Here is a 14,912-nt window from a genome sequence, read left to right on the forward strand (position 1 = left end):
CGTCGAGTTCGGCACGTCCAAGCTGCCATCGCGCCGCCACCAGCTCCGCGGCGACTCCTTGCGGGACCAGACCCGGCGCGTAACGCTCGGCGACCGACGGGCCGAACGGGTCCTGATCGAGCCGCGCGGTGAACATGGGGATTCGGCTCATCGACTCGACACCGGATGCGACAACGATGTCGTGTGCCCCGGAGATCACCGCCTGCGCCGCGAAATCCAAGGCCTGCTGGCTGGATCCGCACGCGCGGTGCACCGTGGTGCTTGGCACGTGCTCGGGCAGGCCCGCCGCCAGCCAGGCCCACCGCCCCACGGGCCCCGACTGTTCGCCGGCCTGGCTGACACAGCCGGTGATGACGTCGTCGACCAGCGCCGGGTCGACACCGCTGCGCTCGACGAGTTGACGAAGTACCTGTCCGAGCAGCTCCACGGGATGGATACCAGAGAGCGCGCCGCCGGGCCGCTCACCTTTGGGAGCGCGACCCTTTCCCATCGGGGACCGTACGGCGTCGACGATGACAGCGTTTGGCATGCGACCTTCCTTGATTCAAATACGGTGCCCTGCAGGAATGTTCTCGTCGGCGGGCCGGATGGTGTACGGCTGCGCGGAAGCCGCTTAGCGGAAGTCCATCCAGTGCCCGTGGGGGGTCCAGCCCAGGGCGAAGGGCAATTCGATGCGACAGATGGGTCCTACGGTGACGTCATCGGTGTCGTAGATCAGGTATTCCCCACGCCGTTCGGCCCACCAGGACACCGGCACGATGACGTAGCCGTCGCCTTCCGCGGCGTCCTTGTGCCGCGGCGCGAACGTCGCCTCCATGACCGCGGCCGGCTGATCCGTGCGGATTACGTGCACCTGCTCTGACATCGTCTTGACGTCGGTGACCACCAGGCTGTTCATCGACATGCCATTGCGTTTGACCACTCCCCCGACCTGGTAACCAAACCGGTAACCCTTGCCGTAGAAGCGTTCGTCGACCTTGGGCACCTCCGAGGGCCTGTCGGAGAGCTGCTCTGATTTCGCGCTGCCGGTGTCGAGGTCGACCGTCCAGCGCCCCAACCGGCTGCTGGCGATGCTGAAGAACAGTTTGACGTCGTCGCCGGCAGCGAAGTCCTGCTCGAAGGGGAACGGGGGCCGGTTGAAGATCGGCGCGTCGAGCGTCAGCGTATTGCCGTGCACGTTGGCCGACATGGTGTGCATGACGTACTCGGGCTCGATGTCCAACGTCAGCCACCGGATCGGCCCATGGATGTCGTGGCGCGGAATCACGGCCAGCACGATGGGCAGCTCGGGGTTCCAGCCGAACACACCCAGGCCCTCGGCGATACGCTTCTTGTCGATGATGAACGGTTGGAAGGGCATTACCAGGTAATCGGGGGTGAGCCAGATGTCGTGGGCCACCGAGTTGTAGGGCGCGTCATCGAGGTCTCGGGAGTCGACGCCGCCGTCCGGATCGATGACGTGGATCGTGACGAACGGGGCGACATCGCGGTAATTCCACCCATAGAGGGTGCCGGTGTCATGGTCCCACTTGGGATGCGCGGTGAACGACGCGTCCCCGTAGCAACTCTTCTCGTGCAAGCCCCGGGACAGCTTCGTCGACCACGAGACGATGCCCTTCGTCTGCAGCGTCAGGGGATCCAGCGCAATCGGCGGACCGCCCTGCTCACTGGTGGCGACCATCTGACCGGCGAACGGGAATACGTTGATGTTGCTGGTGCCCTGTGGCACACCGCTGGTGTGTTGGTCGCGGGCTACGTCGCCGTAGGCGAAGGATCGGTAGTCGCCGAAACCGCCATCGGTCCATTCGAACATTCCCCTGCCATGCTGGTCTTCGAGCTGATACTTCGGCGTGCGGACCCACCGATTGCGAAAATCCGCGCGGCCGTCGCCGAAGACCAGAGCCTGCACCATCCCGTCTTGGCTCAGAAGCGGATTGTTGCCCTGCCGGGTGGGCCGCTTCCACGTCGGCCCGCACCGGTAGAAGCCACCGGCGAGGTCTTTCGGGATCTCGCCTTCGGTGACGATGCACTCCTGGACCGTCGCCTCGAAGCGCATCGGCTGAAACGGCCCACTGAGGGCCACCTCCTTGGGCACTGGATATCCCATGATCAATCAACTCCTCCATCCGGGCGGCTCATGAACACGCGGGGAAACCCTGGTCGCCAGCGGACGCTGCCAGCCTAGCCGCAAAGTGGTGCTGATGTAAACGATCGTTCCCTTGCTGCATTGATATCAGGCCAATCTCTGTGGTAAACACGATCTGCTGGCGTTCCAGTATGTGTTCATATACGTTCACGTTTGAAGTAGAGGAAGGCAGACCATGTCCGGCTCAACGCGGTTCACTGACGAACAGCGCGCGCTGGTGTCAGCCCTGCGTGAGTTCTGCCGCCGCGAGTGCGGCAGCCGCGAGCAGCGTGACGCCTTGACTGACCACGACGCTGAGGCGCACAGCCCGCAGTTGTACGCCAAATTGGCCAAGACGGGCTACCTCGGCATCGCGATTCCCGAGGAATTCGGCGGCAGCGGGGGCGGCCTGATGGAACAGGTTCTTCTGTTCGAAGAACTCTGGCGGGGGCTGGCTCCGGTGCACGGCGCTGGCGGGTCGCACACCGTCGCCGGTATCTACAAGCGCGCCGGCAGCGAACAGCAGAAGAAGACCGCGTTGAGCGCGATCTCATCCGGAACGGTGATGTCGATCAGCATGTCCGAGCCCGGTGCGGGTTCCGATGCCGCCGCTATAGCCTGCAAAGCCGAGCCGGTCCAGGGCGGGTTTCGCGTCAACGGTCAAAAGACTTGGTGCTCAGACGCACAGTTCGCACAACAGTTGCTGATGGTGGTGCGGACGGGCCGCGGTGAGCGGCCTCAGGAGGGTCTGACACTGTTGGAGATCCCCACCGACGCGCCGGGTGTGGACATCAAACCCATTGCCACCATGGGCGGTAACGAGGTGAACGACGTCTATCTGACCGACGTGTTCATTCCCGATAGTCAGGTCGTAGGCGAGGTCGGCACGGCCTGGACACACATCATGGCCGGCCTCAACGGTGAGCGCCTGGTATGCGCCGCACAGGGCCTAGGCATGGCCCAGCGCGCCTTCGACGACTTGCTGGACTACGTCAAACAGCGCGAGCAGTTCGGCAAGCCTGTCGGGACGTTCCAGGCCGTTCGGCACCGCATCGCCACGCTGGCCATCGAGATCGAGTCGGCCAGAGCGCTGACCTACGACACCGCCGAACGGGTTTCGCGCCAAGACGGTAGCCCCACCGAGTTGATCCGGTTGACCTCGATGGCGAAGGTGAAGGTCACTGAGACGGCCAAACAGACTGCGTTGGAAGGTATCCAGCTCATGGGCGGCTATGGCTACTCGCTGGAGTACGACATGGAGCGCCACCTGCGCAACAGCATCCCAGCCACCATCTATGCCGGATCCAACGAGATCCAACGCGAGATCATCTCAGGCACCTTCGGGCTGCGCTGAAGTGGCCGATCGACGCTGAGTGTCCGCCCTGCCCCCCGAATAGCGAGGATTGATGTCCCAACAGGCCAGCACCACGACGTCCGGGCTTGACCCCAACTGTATCGGCAACACCGCACCTCCCCAACCGATCTCGTGGACCTCACGTGACACGATGCTCTACGCACTGGGCATCGGCGCCGGACAGCAGGACGCCGGCTCCGAACTGCAGTTCACCACGGAGAACAGCCGGGGCATCGAGCAGGCCGTCCTGCCCACCTTTGCGGTCACCCTGCTGCCCCAGGTCATGCCGCCCGTCGGACAAATCGATCTGGCCAAGATCCTTCACGCTGATCAAAGTGTGCTTCTGCACGGCAGCATTCCAGCGCACGGGCACGGCGTGGCCACCACCAGGGTGTCTGCGCTCTACGACAAGGGCAAGGGCGCGCTGCTTCGGATCAGCACCGACCTGACCCTCGACGGCAACACCGACCCGTTCGCCACACTGGAGACAGGGCTGTTCCTGCGCGGTGCAGGGGGATTCGGCGGCGAGCGGGGCCCGAGCGCCGACTGGGAGGTTCCCGAGCGCGGTCCCGACCACATCGTTGACTACCCCACCTCGGTGAATCAGGCTCTGCTGTATCGACTTTCCGGTGACCGAAATCCGCTGCACTCGGACCCTGCGGCTGCGTCGGACGCGGGTTTCCCCAAGCCCATCCTGCACGGCTTGTGCACGTTCGGCTTCGCAGTTCGGGCACTGCTGGGGACCGTCTGCGATGGCGACCCGGCGGGATATGGCGCGATGACCTCACGGTTCACCATGCCCGTGTTGCCGGGGCAGGCGCTGTCGGTGCTGATCTGGCGCAATCCTCACGGGGCGGTGTTCCGGGTTGCCACCGATGTCGGCGTGGTTCTCGACCAGGGCCGCTTTGTTCAGCGGTGACCAGGTGACCGAGGCGCGCAGAGTGGGTGAGGCAGGCGCGGATTCGGTGTCTCCAGCAACCGTGAAGTTCCGCGGCGCACAGGACCTGTCGCTAGTTGCCCATGAGTGGAACGGTGACATCGCCAGTGCCTCAGCGCATCCCAGCGCACTGATGTTGCATGGTGGTGGTCAGACCCGCCACTCCTGGAGGAACACCGGTCAGAGGTTGGCCAACGAAGGCTTCCACGTCGTCGCCCTCGACACCCGCGGGCACGGCGACAGCGAGTGGTCACCGCATGGCCTTTACGCGGTGGAAGAGCTGTGTCACGACACCGTGGCGGTTGTCGAACAGATCAACAGGCCGCTTGCAATCATCGGTGCCAGCATCGGTGGTCTGACGGCGATCATGGCGGCGGCAGCGGCGGGCCCTGAGAACGTCACCAAACTGGGGTTGGTGGACATGGTGCCGCGCTACGAGGGCCGGGGGTCGGACCGCGTGCAAGAATTCATGCTCAGTCATCTCGACGGCTTCGCCACCCTGCACGAAGCCGCTGACGCGGTGTCTGCCTATCTCCCCCACCGCACCAAGCCCCGTCGTCCGGACGGATTGCGCCGCAACCTTCGTCAACGAGACGGGCGATGGTACTGGCATTGGGATCCCGCGTTCGTCGCGGGTGCTGCGCACGACACCCGAACCATCGACACCCTCGAAGATGCCGTGATCGGCCTTCGGATTCCGATCTTGCTCATCCGCGGCCAGCTTTCCGACGTGGTGAGCTCAGAGAGTGTGGCCGACTTCCTGCACAAGGTGCCCCACGCAGAGTTCGTTGAGTTGGACCGCGCCGGGCACACCGCTGCCGGCGACGACAACGACGCCTTCAGCGACGCCGTGGTGCGATTCGTGCGCAACTGAGGCAGTACTAGAGGACTTTGCGCAGAATCTTCCAGGCCCAGTCGCGGTATGGCGGATAGACCAACCGCGGATCCGGCCGGGCCGATGTCGTGACCACTGCCCTGCGGTGACTGAACGTCTCAAACCCCCACCGGCCGTGGTAAGCACCGATTCCACTGGCGCCGACCCCACCGAACGGAAGCTGCGACATCATGCAGTGCACCGCGACGTGATTGATCACCGCGCCACCCGAGGGAACCCGGTCGACGATGTCTCTGCCGATTCGCGCGGAAGAAAAGACATACAGTGCAAGAGGTTTGGGGCGCGTCTTGATGAAGCGCACCGCGTCATCAACCGTTTTGACGGTCACGACAGGCAGCACGGGGCCGAAGATCTCCTCACCCATGATGCTGTCGGAAGGGTCGGGATCGACGATGATAGTCGGCTCGATCCGCAATGATGACGCATCAGCACCACCGCCGCGAACAACGGTTCCGCGGGTGGTGGCGATCATGTCGGTCAACCGATCGAAGTGCCGTCGATTCACGATCGGCGACCACGACTGGGTGTCCACGCCGCCGAACGTCGCCAGATTTCGGCTCAGCTCGGCGACGAGCTCTTCGCGCACGCTCTCTTCGGCGATCACGTAGTCGGGAGCGATGCACGTCTGGCCGGAATTGACAACCTTGAGCCAGGCAATGCGGCGCGCCGCCACCTCGAGGTCGGCGTCACGGGTCACCACGACCGGGTTCTTCCCTCCCAGTTCGAGGGTCACCGGGGTCAACGTCTCGGCGGCCGTGGCCATCACACGCTTGCCGACTTCGGTTCCACCGGTGAACAATGCGTGGTCGAAACCAAGGCTGAGCAGTTGCTGAGTGGTATCGGCGCCTCCCTCGATGACCCGTATCGCCTCGCCGTCCAGAAACCGTGGCACCAGCTCGGCGAGCAGCGCCGAGCTGGCCGGCGCCATTTCCGACGGCTTGACTACCGCGCAGTTGCCGGCGGCCACCGCCGCGACCAGAGGTGCCAGGCACAGATAGATCGGGTAATTCCATGCCCCGACGATCAGCGCTGCGCCCAGCGGCTCGTGGCGTACCGACCCGCGGGCAGGCAGCTGAACCAGTGGAAGCCACGTGCGCTTGGTGCGCATCCAGGCCCGCAGATGACGTCGAGCGTACGACGCTTCGTGTGCGGTGACCATGATGTCGCCCATCCACGCCTCGAACGGCGGCCGACGTAGGTCGGCGTCGAGTGCCTCGATGATCCTGGCCTCTTGCTGTGCCAACAGCTGTTCGATGCCACGCAACTGCGCCGTTCGCCACTCGAGCCGTCGGGTGCGCCCTGACTCGAACACATCCCGCAGCTGCGCCAACACATCGGCATTCGTGCGAATGGTCGAGGCGACGGCATCGGTCGTCATTGCTGCACCTCTTTCCTACTGTGAACCGAGCAACCTACGAAACCGACCATCATCGCCCCACGAAGCGTGGGGAACGACGTTGCCGGAAGGCTTGTACGCCTTCACCGAAGTCTGCGGTGCGCGTCAGCAACCACTGACCTTGCCCCTCAAGGGAATGCGCGTCGGGCAACGCCGACAATGATCCCGCCGCCAACGCGCGTTTCGTCCAGTCATAGGACACAGTGGGACCTGCCGCGATCGCGCCGACCAAGCGAGTGAGTTCCTCCTCGTAGACCGCGTCGTCTGTCAGATGAGAGATCATTCCCCAGTTGAATGCATCATGGGCCGACACCTTGTCCGCGCAGAGAGCCATGCGCGCCGCGCGCGGGCGTCCGATTGCCGCCGAGAGCAGCGCGGTCGCGCCACCGTCAGGCATCAGACCGACACGGACAAAAGCCAATTGAAAGTAGGCGGACTGGGCGGCGACCACGAGGTCGCAGGCCAACGCCAGGGCGCAGCCGTAGCCGACTGCGGGCCCATGCACCCCGGCAATGATCGGCTTGGGTGAGGCCGTGATCGCCCGTACCACGGCGTTAGCGACCAATACGGTGGTGCCGTCCCCGCCCGCGCCCAGGTCGCCGCCGGCGCAGAAGGCCCGACCCGCACCCGTAAGGAGCACGGCGCGCACCTCGTCGTCGCGAGCTTGGTCCAGGCAGTGCAGCAGGCGCGTGAGCGTCGCGGTGTCAACGGCATTGAGCTTGTGCGGTCGATTCAGTTCGATACGCAAAACGCCGCTGCTGTCCAGGGTCGCCACGACCTCTTCGCCGGCATCCTCAGTTTCTTGCGCCTGCACAGTCATCGCGAGCAGTCACCTCCAAGTGTGTTCAACTGACCGCGCGCACGTCGGTTGCACTACGCACCGCCATGGTTCCCGAGCTGCGCAGGCACAACTTGCCCCGTCCGTCGAACACCTCAACCTGAACGAACATCAGCGTCTGTCCAGCACTGGTCAGCGTGGCTCGAAACGTCAATGGCAGTAGCGCCGGCCGATGGAATTGCGCGTGGAGGGCCGCAGTAACCGCAAGACGCTCGGGAAAGAGCTCACGCGCGGCGACAGCGCCCATGCAGTGATCGGCGATGGCCACGGTGATCGCCCCGTTCACAGCACGATTGAGATTGAGTCCGATTGGCGAGTGCTCAAGAACGCACTCGTAGAGCCCGTCCTCGGAGCGGATGCTGCGCACACCGCACCACCGCGGAAGGGCCAGGTTGTCGATCCAGGCCAGCCATTCCGCGCTCGGGGCTTCGCCGGATGGCGGAGGCACCCAAGCGGGGTTAGCCACGGTTGAAGGACGTTTGTGCTGAGCGGGATTCACTTCAACAGATCCTTGGCGATGATCATCTTCATGACTTCGCTCGTCCCGCCGAAGATTCTGGTCACGCGGGTGTCGGCGTACAGGCGTGCGATCGGATAGTCGAGAACGTACCCATAACCTCCGTGCAGCTGCACGGATTTGTCGATGACGCGCCCAGCGACCTCGGTGCAGAACAGCTTGGCGACCGCCGCGTCGGCCTCGGAGAGCGCGTGGACGTTGTGCTCGGCCAGCGCGCGTTCCACCATCAACTGGGAGGCGGCCACCTCGGTCGCACATTCGGCCAGGACGAACTTGGTGTTCTGGAAGGCGGCCACCGGCTTTCCGAACACCGTCCTCTCCCTGACATAGTCCTTGGCGAATTCCACCGCGGCGGCGGCAGCGGCGTAGCTCGAGACCGCCACCGAGAGCCGCTCCTGAGCGAGGTTGCTCGCCAGGTAAGCAAACGCCATGCCCTCCTCTCCCAGCAGGTTCTCGACCGGCACCTGGACGTCAGTGAAGGCCAGTTCGACGGTGTCGGAGGTTTTCATCCCGATCTTTTGAATCTTGCGGCCGACTTGGAAACCCTCGCTGGACGCCTCGACGCACAGAATGGACAGACCCGCGCGTCGATCGTTCGTCGACGGCGGTGACGTCCGGCAAACCACCAACACCAGGTCGGCTAGTGCGCCCCCTGTGATGAAGGTCTTCGCGCCGTTGAGCCGGTAGTGGGTGCCGTCATCGGACAGTTCCGCTCGGGTGACGATGCCTGCGAGATCCGATCCCGTGCCCGGCTCGGTCATGGCGATCGCGGTCATCAGATCACCGGAACAGAAGTCCGGCAGCCATCGCTGCTTCTGCTCGGCGGTGCAGTACCGCATCAGATACGGCAGGATCAATTCAGAGTGCGCAGCCTGATTGCCGAACGTGACGCCGGCACGCGCGGTTTCCTCCGCCATCACTAGTGAGTAGGTGAAATCCGTCGCGCCTCCGCCGCCGTACTCGACCGGCGCTTGGATACCCAGAAGCCCCAGCTGTCCCATGCGGCGATAGAAGTCGCGCGGCGGGTGACCGTCGTGCTCCCACTGCGGAAACTCAGGGATCACTTCGCGGGCGATGAAGTCCCGCAGCATGTCCCGGAATGCCGTGTGCTCGTCTGTGAAGATCGTGTTGCGCATGCCACCCGCCCCTTCTGCCGTGATGTGGGCCCGCCGCGGCCATCGTCAACCAGAGAACTGTTAACGATAGTTTACTATGAATGTGTCTAACAATCGCATCAGGGTCTTGACATCACACTAGACATGGAATCGTGAGAAACCCCTCGTAGCACGGACTCTATGGAATACGGATGAGTTGGGCAGATCTGTTGGGACAGGCTGATGTGAACGAATACTCTCGACTCACGGTGCTGAGCTGGCACCGCTCACCGACTACGACGCTCAGCGGGGGCCACCGACAACCCCAGCTGGTCGAAGTCGACGGTGCTGGCGCTGTTGCCCCGTTCCCGCAAGACGTGTTTCATCACCCGACCGACGGCGTTCTTGGGCAGCGCGTCCAGAAACTCGATGTATCGGGGAATCGCGAAGTACGGCAATGTCATCCGAAAGTATTCGAAGAGTTCGGCCGAGGAGATTTGCGGCCCTGGGGCGAGAACAATCCAGGCCTTGATGTCGTCTTCGGTCTGCTCCGAGGGCACCGCATGGACAGTGACGTCAGCAACCGCCGGGTGCGCTGAGATCGACGCCTCGAGTTCCGTACTCGAGATGTTCTCTCCCCGCCGGCGCATGGAGTCGCTCTTGCGATCGACGAACTCGAGTTCTCCACTCGGTCGCCGCCGTGCAGTGTCACCCGAGTGGTACCACAGTCCCCGATAGGCATCGAGGGTCCGGTCGGGGTCGCGCCAATAGCCGTCGAACATGGCGAACGGTTCACGAGGCCGGATGCAGATCTCACCGACCTCACCGTCGGGAACGGCACGGCCGCTGTCATCGAGGAGCGCCACCTCAAGGTCCGGCGCCGGGTACCCGCATCCACCACGGTCGCGCTCGCCGTTCCTCGGCGTGCACGACAGCGGTACGCATTCGGTTTGACCATAGAACTCGGTCCATGGGTCGATCCCAAAGCGCTGTTCAAAGGCCGCCTGGGTCCCGGGAGGCATCGGCGCCACCAGCATGGTGTGGACGCGGTGGTCGCGATCATTGTCGGCCTGCGGCACGGCCATGAGGGCCTGACCCATGGCTCCTACCCCCGCGACCACGGTGGCGCCGACCTCCCGGGCGCGTGGCAGGAACCCGCGCGCACTGAAGGTCGAGTCAATCGGGACCGGGATGCCGCGGGTAAGTGCGGCGGTCAAGACCAAAAGACGTGCGCCGCCATGAAACAGCGGCAGCGAAGAGAACAACGAGTCCTCTGGGCCGAGCCCGAATGCGTCGGCGGTGATGTTGCCGGCGCGCACGTAGTAGCCATGGCTCAGGACGCATCCCTTGGCAAGTCCCGTCGTCCCCGAGGTGAACATGATGGACATGACGTCGGCCGGGGTCACCGTCAGGGCAGGCGCCTGGCCAACTAGCTCGAGATCGCCGTACTGCGCCGTGGCGGTCCGATCCGCACCGTCACCTCCCGCGAGCTGAATCACATGGCGGAGACGATCCAGATGTACCAGCATCGGCCGTACGGCCTGGAGCCCAGCGGCGTCAGCCACCAACGCCGTGCTCGCAGAGTGAGTGATCTGATGCTTCAGGAAATCGCCCTTGAGATAGGCATTCAATGGGACCTGGATGGCGCCCAATTTGGCTAGCGCGAAGAACATCTCAAGCACTTCGACCCGATTCGGGGCGAGGACGGCGACCCGGTCCCCGCGACCGATACCCAGCGCGGCGAAGCCTGCCGCAAGTCGGTCCGTCTTGGCATTGATTTCGGCGAAGGTGAATACGTGGTCGTCCATGGCGCAGAACCGGCGATCGGGGGTCTTGCGAGCCCACCGGCGCAGCAGCCCAGGGATCGTCTGTTCCTCGATCATCGACGACATGGGTCAAGTTCTGCCGGCACCGCTATGCACCGAGCAGGGCGAAGGGCTCGAGGTCCTCGATGGCCGTCAGATGGCGCTCCGACATTGACTGCACCCTCTCGGGTGACTGCATCACCGGAGGGGTTACGGCCCAGAGGAACCCGTGCAAGCTATGGCGGCGGTAAGCCGCCCAGCAGTCATCGGCATCGAGGCTGGGACCACCCGCAGCGGCCAGGGCGGAGCAGTAAAGCGCCAAGAGGTCGCGCTCGTGTGCACGCCGATCGGCCACACTGAGCGCACCGCCGATGAAATAGGAGACGTCGTAGGACCAGGGCGCTACGCACACTCCCTGCCAGTCCAGGAACCCGACGGTCCCGTCGGGCAGGATGAACGTGTTGCCGATGTGAGCATCTCCATGCGCCAACGATCCGGGTTGTGCATCCTCGTATTCCCAGAGCATCTGAAACGCCCGCAGGACGCGCGCACGGTCATCCAGTGCGGCGGGAATTGACGGTGTCTGCGGCTGGGCCCGGTGATAACTCCAGAATCCTTCGCTGAGCAGCATCTGTGCCGCGGCCCGCACCGACGGCGATCCGGTGGACAGCCACGGCGCGAGTGTTCGTGCGTCCCCCCACGTAGTCGCGTGCCAGCGCGCCTGCGTTTCCAGACCTGCGGCCACTTCGTCGGTGGACAGTGGGTCACATGGCTCGCCGAAGCGAGCCTCCCGGTCGCGTAGGTCTTCCATCACGACGATGCCTTGCGGTTCGTCGGCGGTGATGCCGCAGAAGAATGTCTGTGGGAGCACCACGGGTAACTTTCCTGCGAGGTCGCCGAAGAACCGCGCCTCGAGGCGGTACGCGTCGTTGGTGTCAGCCATCCCCCGCAACCGCTCATCGAAACCGCCCTTTACGCAGATCTCCGTGGGAAGTCCGTTGTTGGGATCGGCGTAGCGCAGGTGGACGAGCACCTTGGTGGCCGTCCCCCAGATGACGTCGTTGGTGCTGACGGTCTCCACGCGCGTCCCGAGCGCGGCGCTGAACCAGTCCGGCGTGAGAGCCTCGGGGTCCATCGGTAGCGAATCGAAAGTCAGCACTGACATTTGTCCTCCTCGATCACAACATCCAGACTATAGCAGTGACTGATAACCATCGTTAACAGCATTACGATGAACGGGACATACGGCACGCCGCGCTAGCTAGCTGGCCTCTAATTATGCAGCACCGGCTTGGTCGGGACGATCTCCGACTGTCGGGCCGTATCCGTTGAACGACCGTTATTGCCCATCGGATACTACATCCTTCCCAGACCGCGGACACACTCGGCTCCGGAACAGGGCCAACGCGCGCCACGTGCACCACGGCACCCGGTCAGGCTGGGTATATCGTCCCGTCGATGACCCAGCCGAGCCGACGGCGCACCCAACAGGAGCGTCGCGCGGCGACTGAGCAGAAGCTGCAGGCCGCCGAATCGTGCCTTGCTCTGCAAGGTGGCAAACTCGAGACCGGTGCGGGTGAACTATCTTCGGGGGCAGGGCAACTCGCCTCCGGGCTGGGCGATGCACAAAGCAAGGTGTCGGCGATCACCGCCCCGCTGCGTCAACTGCCCCCACCGCCGCCAGGACCGTTGAGTGGAGCGGCGAGCCAGATCGAACAGCTCACGTCGGGAGTCAGCTCAGCAGCCACCGGGCCGATCGAGTTCACAGCGGGGCAGTGCAGCTTGAAACCGGAATCGGCAAGCTCTCCGACGGCGCCCACCAACTCGCCACGCAGCTCGCACAGGGGCGCGACCAAGTGCCCGTCTACGACCAGTCGCAGCGGGACCGCCTGAAGGACGTCGCGGCCACTCCGGCGGTCGCCATCACCGACAACACCGACTTGGGGGCCGCCGTGGCCGCCGTGGCGGTCGCGTTGGCGCCGTGGGCGTGCGCGCTTTGCACATACGTGATCACCCGCGCCGTGCCTGCAGCGGTGCTCACCTCCCGCGAACCCACCTGGCTGATCGTCGCCCGCGCCGCGATGCCCGGCACGACCGTGGCTATGCTCGCCGCCTGCGCGCTCAGCGTCATCCTCATCCCGATCCTGGACCTGTCCGTGGGACGGTGGTTCCAGCTGCTCGGCGTCACCCTGCTGACCGCGCTCACGTTCATGGCGCTGAACCAGCAGTCACTGCGATCTTCAAACGACCCGGCCGGTTCGCCTCCATCGCGGTGCTCGTGCTGGCTCTGGTCACCAGCCTGATGTCCACGATTCCGGCCGCACTGCACACTATCGGCGGCTTCCTGCCCACTCATGCGGCCATCCTCGCCCTGCGCGGGGTCGTCATCGGCTCAGACATCGCAGTGACCGGCGGCGCACAACTGGCCGCCTGGCTCGTTGCGGGCGCGGTAGCGACGGTCCTCGTCACCGAGGAGCGACGCGCGCTCAGCAGCAATGATCGGCTCTGTCCGCCGCCACGTAGGCGACGTGACGCGATTAGTCGGGCAACGAGTTGCTGAGCCGCTCGGTCGCAGCCAGGTAGTCCTCGATGAACTCGAGCACGACGTCGCGGGCCGGCTTCACCTTGTTCATCAGCCCGACGCCCTGGCCGACGAAGTAGGTCGCCAACGCCTGCGCCCCGGGATGGCCTTGCGCGGCAAGCACGTCGACCCGGCGCAACACCGGCTCGCACAGCATGGACTGCAACGGCAACGGCAGCGGTTGGTGGCCGTCGGAGTGCGGCAGCCATGCGTCGGTCCAGTCCGAAACCAGTTGGCGCGACGGCTTACCCGTGCGGCCCGCCGACCGAACGGTGTCCCGCGACGTCGCGGCGAGCATCTTCTGCACCGTGTGCGGTGCGGTCTCGGCCTCCTCGGTGGTCAGCCACACCGAGCCCGTCCAGGCGCCGTCGGCGCCCATCGCGACGGCGGCGGCCATCTGCCGACCCGTGACGATGCCGCCCGCGGCCAGCACGGGGATGGCGCCGCCGATGGCCTCAATCACTTCGGGTATGAGCACCAGCGTCGTCACCTCGCCACAGTGGCCGCCGGCCTCAGTGCCCTGGGCGACGATCAGGTCGACACCCGCGGCGACCTGCTTGACGGCGTGTTCCTTGGCGCCGACGAGTGCGGCGACCGGGACGCCGCGTTCGCGGCCCGCCTCGATCATGTAGTCGGGCGGCACGCCCAGCGCGTTCGCAATGAGCTTGATGGGGTGACTCATCGCCACGTCGAGCAGCTCGCGGCCGGTGTCGCCGGTCAGCGACGAACGACCGAGCCGCAGCTTCTCCTCGGGCTGGATGTCGTGCCCGCTCAGCAGCGTGGCGACGAACTCCCGGAATTCCGCAGGGATGCGGTCCACCAGTTGATCGCGGGACAGATTCTCGCCCTTGCCCTCGAACTTGGCAGGCACGATGATGTCGGCGCCGTACGGCTTGCCGTGCACGTGGTCGTCGATCCAGGACAGCTCCTGATCGAGCTGCTCCGGGGTGTACGCCGTGGCGCCGAGCACCCCGAAGCCTCCGGCGTTGGTGACGGCGGCGACCACGTCGCGGCAGTGGCTGAACGCGAAGAGCGGAAAGTCGATGCCGAACTGCTCACAGATGGCGGGTTTCACACCAGCCAGTATCGCTACTCCCGCAGCGGGGCGAACGCGAAGTCCGCCAACCCGTCGCGCCAGTCGACGGCGGCCCGGAATCCCAGCACGTCAGCCGCCTTGGCGGGATCGGCGACGATGTGGCGGACATCGCCGCTGCGGTACTGACCGGTGACGACGGGCGCGCCGCCGTCGCGCACCTCGCCCAGTCGGGCCGCGACCTCCATGATCGTGACGGGCCGCCCCGAGCAGACGTTGAACGCCGCGAAGCCGTCGACGTCCGAGGCGACCGCCGCGACGTTGGCCGCCGCCACGT

The 14,912-nt window shown here is 65.0% G+C and carries 15 protein-coding genes and 1 pseudogene; 6 read left to right on the forward strand and 10 right to left on the reverse strand.

The genetic code is table 11. The features are described from left to right. Together QOC69_RS30315 and QOC69_RS30320 are read right to left on the reverse strand one after the other, a co-directional pair. On the reverse strand, positions 1-529 hold a 529-nt coding region (locus QOC69_RS30315; RefSeq protein ID WP_526446214.1), incomplete at its 3' end, for a thiolase family protein. Positions 530-613: 84 nt separating this feature from the next. Then, positions 614-2,107 carry a carotenoid oxygenase family protein gene (locus tag QOC69_RS30320; protein ID WP_526446215.1) on the reverse strand — a complete coding sequence of 498 codons (1,494 nt, stop codon included), beginning with the start codon at positions 2,105-2,107 and terminating at the stop codon, positions 614-616. A gap of 214 nt (positions 2,108-2,321) precedes the next feature. On the opposite strand from QOC69_RS30320, the gene QOC69_RS30325 reads away from it, so the two are divergent. Genes QOC69_RS30325 through QOC69_RS30335 form a run of 3 tightly spaced genes read left to right on the forward strand, consistent with a single transcriptional unit; the run spans position 2,322 to position 5,290 of the window. Beyond that, positions 2,322-3,479: an acyl-CoA dehydrogenase family protein gene (locus QOC69_RS30325; protein WP_526446216.1), complete on the forward strand. Its 1,158-nt coding sequence runs from the start codon at positions 2,322-2,324 to the stop codon at positions 3,477-3,479. Positions 3,480-3,531: 52 nt separating this feature from the next. Beyond that, positions 3,532-4,398, forward strand: a complete 867-nt coding sequence (locus QOC69_RS30330) for a MaoC/PaaZ C-terminal domain-containing protein (RefSeq protein WP_526446217.1) — start codon at positions 3,532-3,534, stop codon at positions 4,396-4,398. 4 nt (positions 4,399-4,402) lie between these two features. After that, positions 4,403-5,290, forward strand: coding sequence for an alpha/beta fold hydrolase (locus QOC69_RS30335; RefSeq protein ID WP_526446218.1), 888 nt, complete (start codon positions 4,403-4,405; stop codon positions 5,288-5,290). Between the two features lie 7 nt (positions 5,291-5,297). Here QOC69_RS30335 and QOC69_RS30340 read toward each other — a convergent pair whose 3' ends face one another. The 6 genes from QOC69_RS30340 to QOC69_RS30365 all read right to left on the reverse strand — a co-directional run bounded on the left by QOC69_RS30340 (position 5,298) and on the right by QOC69_RS30365 (position 12,126). Beyond that, the gene (locus QOC69_RS30340; RefSeq protein WP_526446219.1) at positions 5,298-6,689 is read right to left on the reverse strand and encodes an aldehyde dehydrogenase family protein; all 1,392 of its coding nucleotides are present in this window, start codon (positions 6,687-6,689) and stop codon (positions 5,298-5,300) included. A gap of 49 nt (positions 6,690-6,738) precedes the next feature. Then, the gene (locus QOC69_RS30345) at positions 6,739-7,527 is read right to left on the reverse strand and encodes an enoyl-CoA hydratase/isomerase family protein (protein WP_526446220.1); all 789 of its coding nucleotides are present in this window, start codon (positions 7,525-7,527) and stop codon (positions 6,739-6,741) included. Between the two features lie 25 nt (positions 7,528-7,552). Further along, positions 7,553-8,044 carry a PaaI family thioesterase gene (locus QOC69_RS30350; protein ID WP_526446221.1) on the reverse strand — a complete coding sequence of 164 codons (492 nt, stop codon included), beginning with the start codon at positions 8,042-8,044 and terminating at the stop codon, positions 7,553-7,555. Then, positions 8,041-9,198 carry an acyl-CoA dehydrogenase family protein gene (locus tag QOC69_RS30355; protein ID WP_526446222.1) on the reverse strand — a complete coding sequence of 386 codons (1,158 nt, stop codon included), beginning with the start codon at positions 9,196-9,198 and terminating at the stop codon, positions 8,041-8,043. The genes QOC69_RS30350 and QOC69_RS30355 overlap by 4 nt, the downstream gene beginning before the upstream one ends. A gap of 245 nt (positions 9,199-9,443) precedes the next feature. After that, positions 9,444-11,048, reverse strand: a complete 1,605-nt coding sequence (locus tag QOC69_RS30360) for an AMP-binding protein (protein WP_526446223.1) — start codon at positions 11,046-11,048, stop codon at positions 9,444-9,446. Positions 11,049-11,070: 22 nt separating this feature from the next. Next, positions 11,071-12,126, reverse strand: coding sequence for a phosphotransferase family protein (locus QOC69_RS30365; RefSeq protein ID WP_526446224.1), 1,056 nt, complete (start codon positions 12,124-12,126; stop codon positions 11,071-11,073). 293 nt (positions 12,127-12,419) lie between these two features. Between QOC69_RS30365 and QOC69_RS30370 the strand changes: the two genes are divergently transcribed. Genes QOC69_RS30370 through QOC69_RS30380 form a run of 3 tightly spaced genes read left to right on the forward strand, consistent with a single transcriptional unit; the run spans position 12,420 to position 13,521 of the window. Beyond that, positions 12,420-12,854 carry a hypothetical protein gene (locus QOC69_RS30370; protein WP_526446225.1) on the forward strand — a complete coding sequence of 145 codons (435 nt, stop codon included), beginning with the start codon at positions 12,420-12,422 and terminating at the stop codon, positions 12,852-12,854. Next, positions 12,737-13,264 carry a hypothetical protein gene (locus QOC69_RS30375; RefSeq protein ID WP_526446226.1) on the forward strand — a complete coding sequence of 176 codons (528 nt, stop codon included), beginning with the start codon at positions 12,737-12,739 and terminating at the stop codon, positions 13,262-13,264. Before QOC69_RS30370 ends, QOC69_RS30375 begins: the two co-directional genes overlap by 118 nt. Continuing rightward, positions 13,240-13,521 (forward strand): hypothetical protein, encoded by a 282-nt coding sequence (locus QOC69_RS30380; RefSeq protein ID WP_526446227.1) that lies wholly within the window; start codon positions 13,240-13,242, stop codon positions 13,519-13,521. The genes QOC69_RS30375 and QOC69_RS30380 overlap by 25 nt, the downstream gene beginning before the upstream one ends. On the opposite strand, the gene QOC69_RS30385 is transcribed toward QOC69_RS30380, so the two are convergent. Both QOC69_RS30385 and QOC69_RS30390 read right to left on the reverse strand, forming a co-directional pair. After that, a complete protein-coding gene (locus tag QOC69_RS30385) occupies positions 13,499-14,617 on the reverse strand; it encodes a nitronate monooxygenase (RefSeq protein WP_526446228.1) in 1,119 nt (372 codons plus the stop codon). The genes QOC69_RS30380 and QOC69_RS30385 overlap by 23 nt on opposite strands. Positions 14,618-14,631: 14 nt before the next feature. After that, positions 14,632-14,912 (reverse strand): annotated as a pseudogene (locus tag QOC69_RS30390) (NAD-dependent epimerase/dehydratase family protein); the annotation flags it as partial.

Origin of the sequence: Mycobacterium sp., assembly GCF_032162105.1 — a bacterium.
GTDB lineage: Bacteria > Actinomycetota > Actinomycetes > Mycobacteriales > Mycobacteriaceae > Mycobacterium.

What these genes read in the sequence shown, in the direction of transcription:
- QOC69_RS30320 (WP_526446215.1), bottom strand. Translation starts at nt 2,107, where the DNA reads ATGGGATATCCAGTGCCCAAGGAGGTGGCCCTCAGTGGGCCGTTTCAG.
- QOC69_RS30325 (WP_526446216.1), top strand. Translation starts at nt 2,322, where the DNA reads ATGTCCGGCTCAACGCGGTTCACTGACGAACAGCGCGCGCTGGTGTCA.
- QOC69_RS30330 (WP_526446217.1), top strand. Translation starts at nt 3,532, where the DNA reads ATGTCCCAACAGGCCAGCACCACGACGTCCGGGCTTGACCCCAACTGT.
- QOC69_RS30340 (WP_526446219.1), bottom strand. Translation starts at nt 6,689, where the DNA reads ATGACGACCGATGCCGTCGCCTCGACCATTCGCACGAATGCCGATGTG.
- QOC69_RS30345 (WP_526446220.1), bottom strand. Translation starts at nt 7,527, where the DNA reads ATGACTGTGCAGGCGCAAGAAACTGAGGATGCCGGCGAAGAGGTCGTG.
- QOC69_RS30355 (WP_526446222.1), bottom strand. Translation starts at nt 9,198, where the DNA reads ATGCGCAACACGATCTTCACAGACGAGCACACGGCATTCCGGGACATG.
- QOC69_RS30360 (WP_526446223.1), bottom strand. Translation starts at nt 11,048, where the DNA reads ATGTCGTCGATGATCGAGGAACAGACGATCCCTGGGCTGCTGCGCCGG.
- QOC69_RS30365 (WP_526446224.1), bottom strand. Translation starts at nt 12,126, where the DNA reads ATGTCAGTGCTGACTTTCGATTCGCTACCGATGGACCCCGAGGCTCTC.
- QOC69_RS30370 (WP_526446225.1), top strand. Translation starts at nt 12,420, where the DNA reads ATGACCCAGCCGAGCCGACGGCGCACCCAACAGGAGCGTCGCGCGGCG.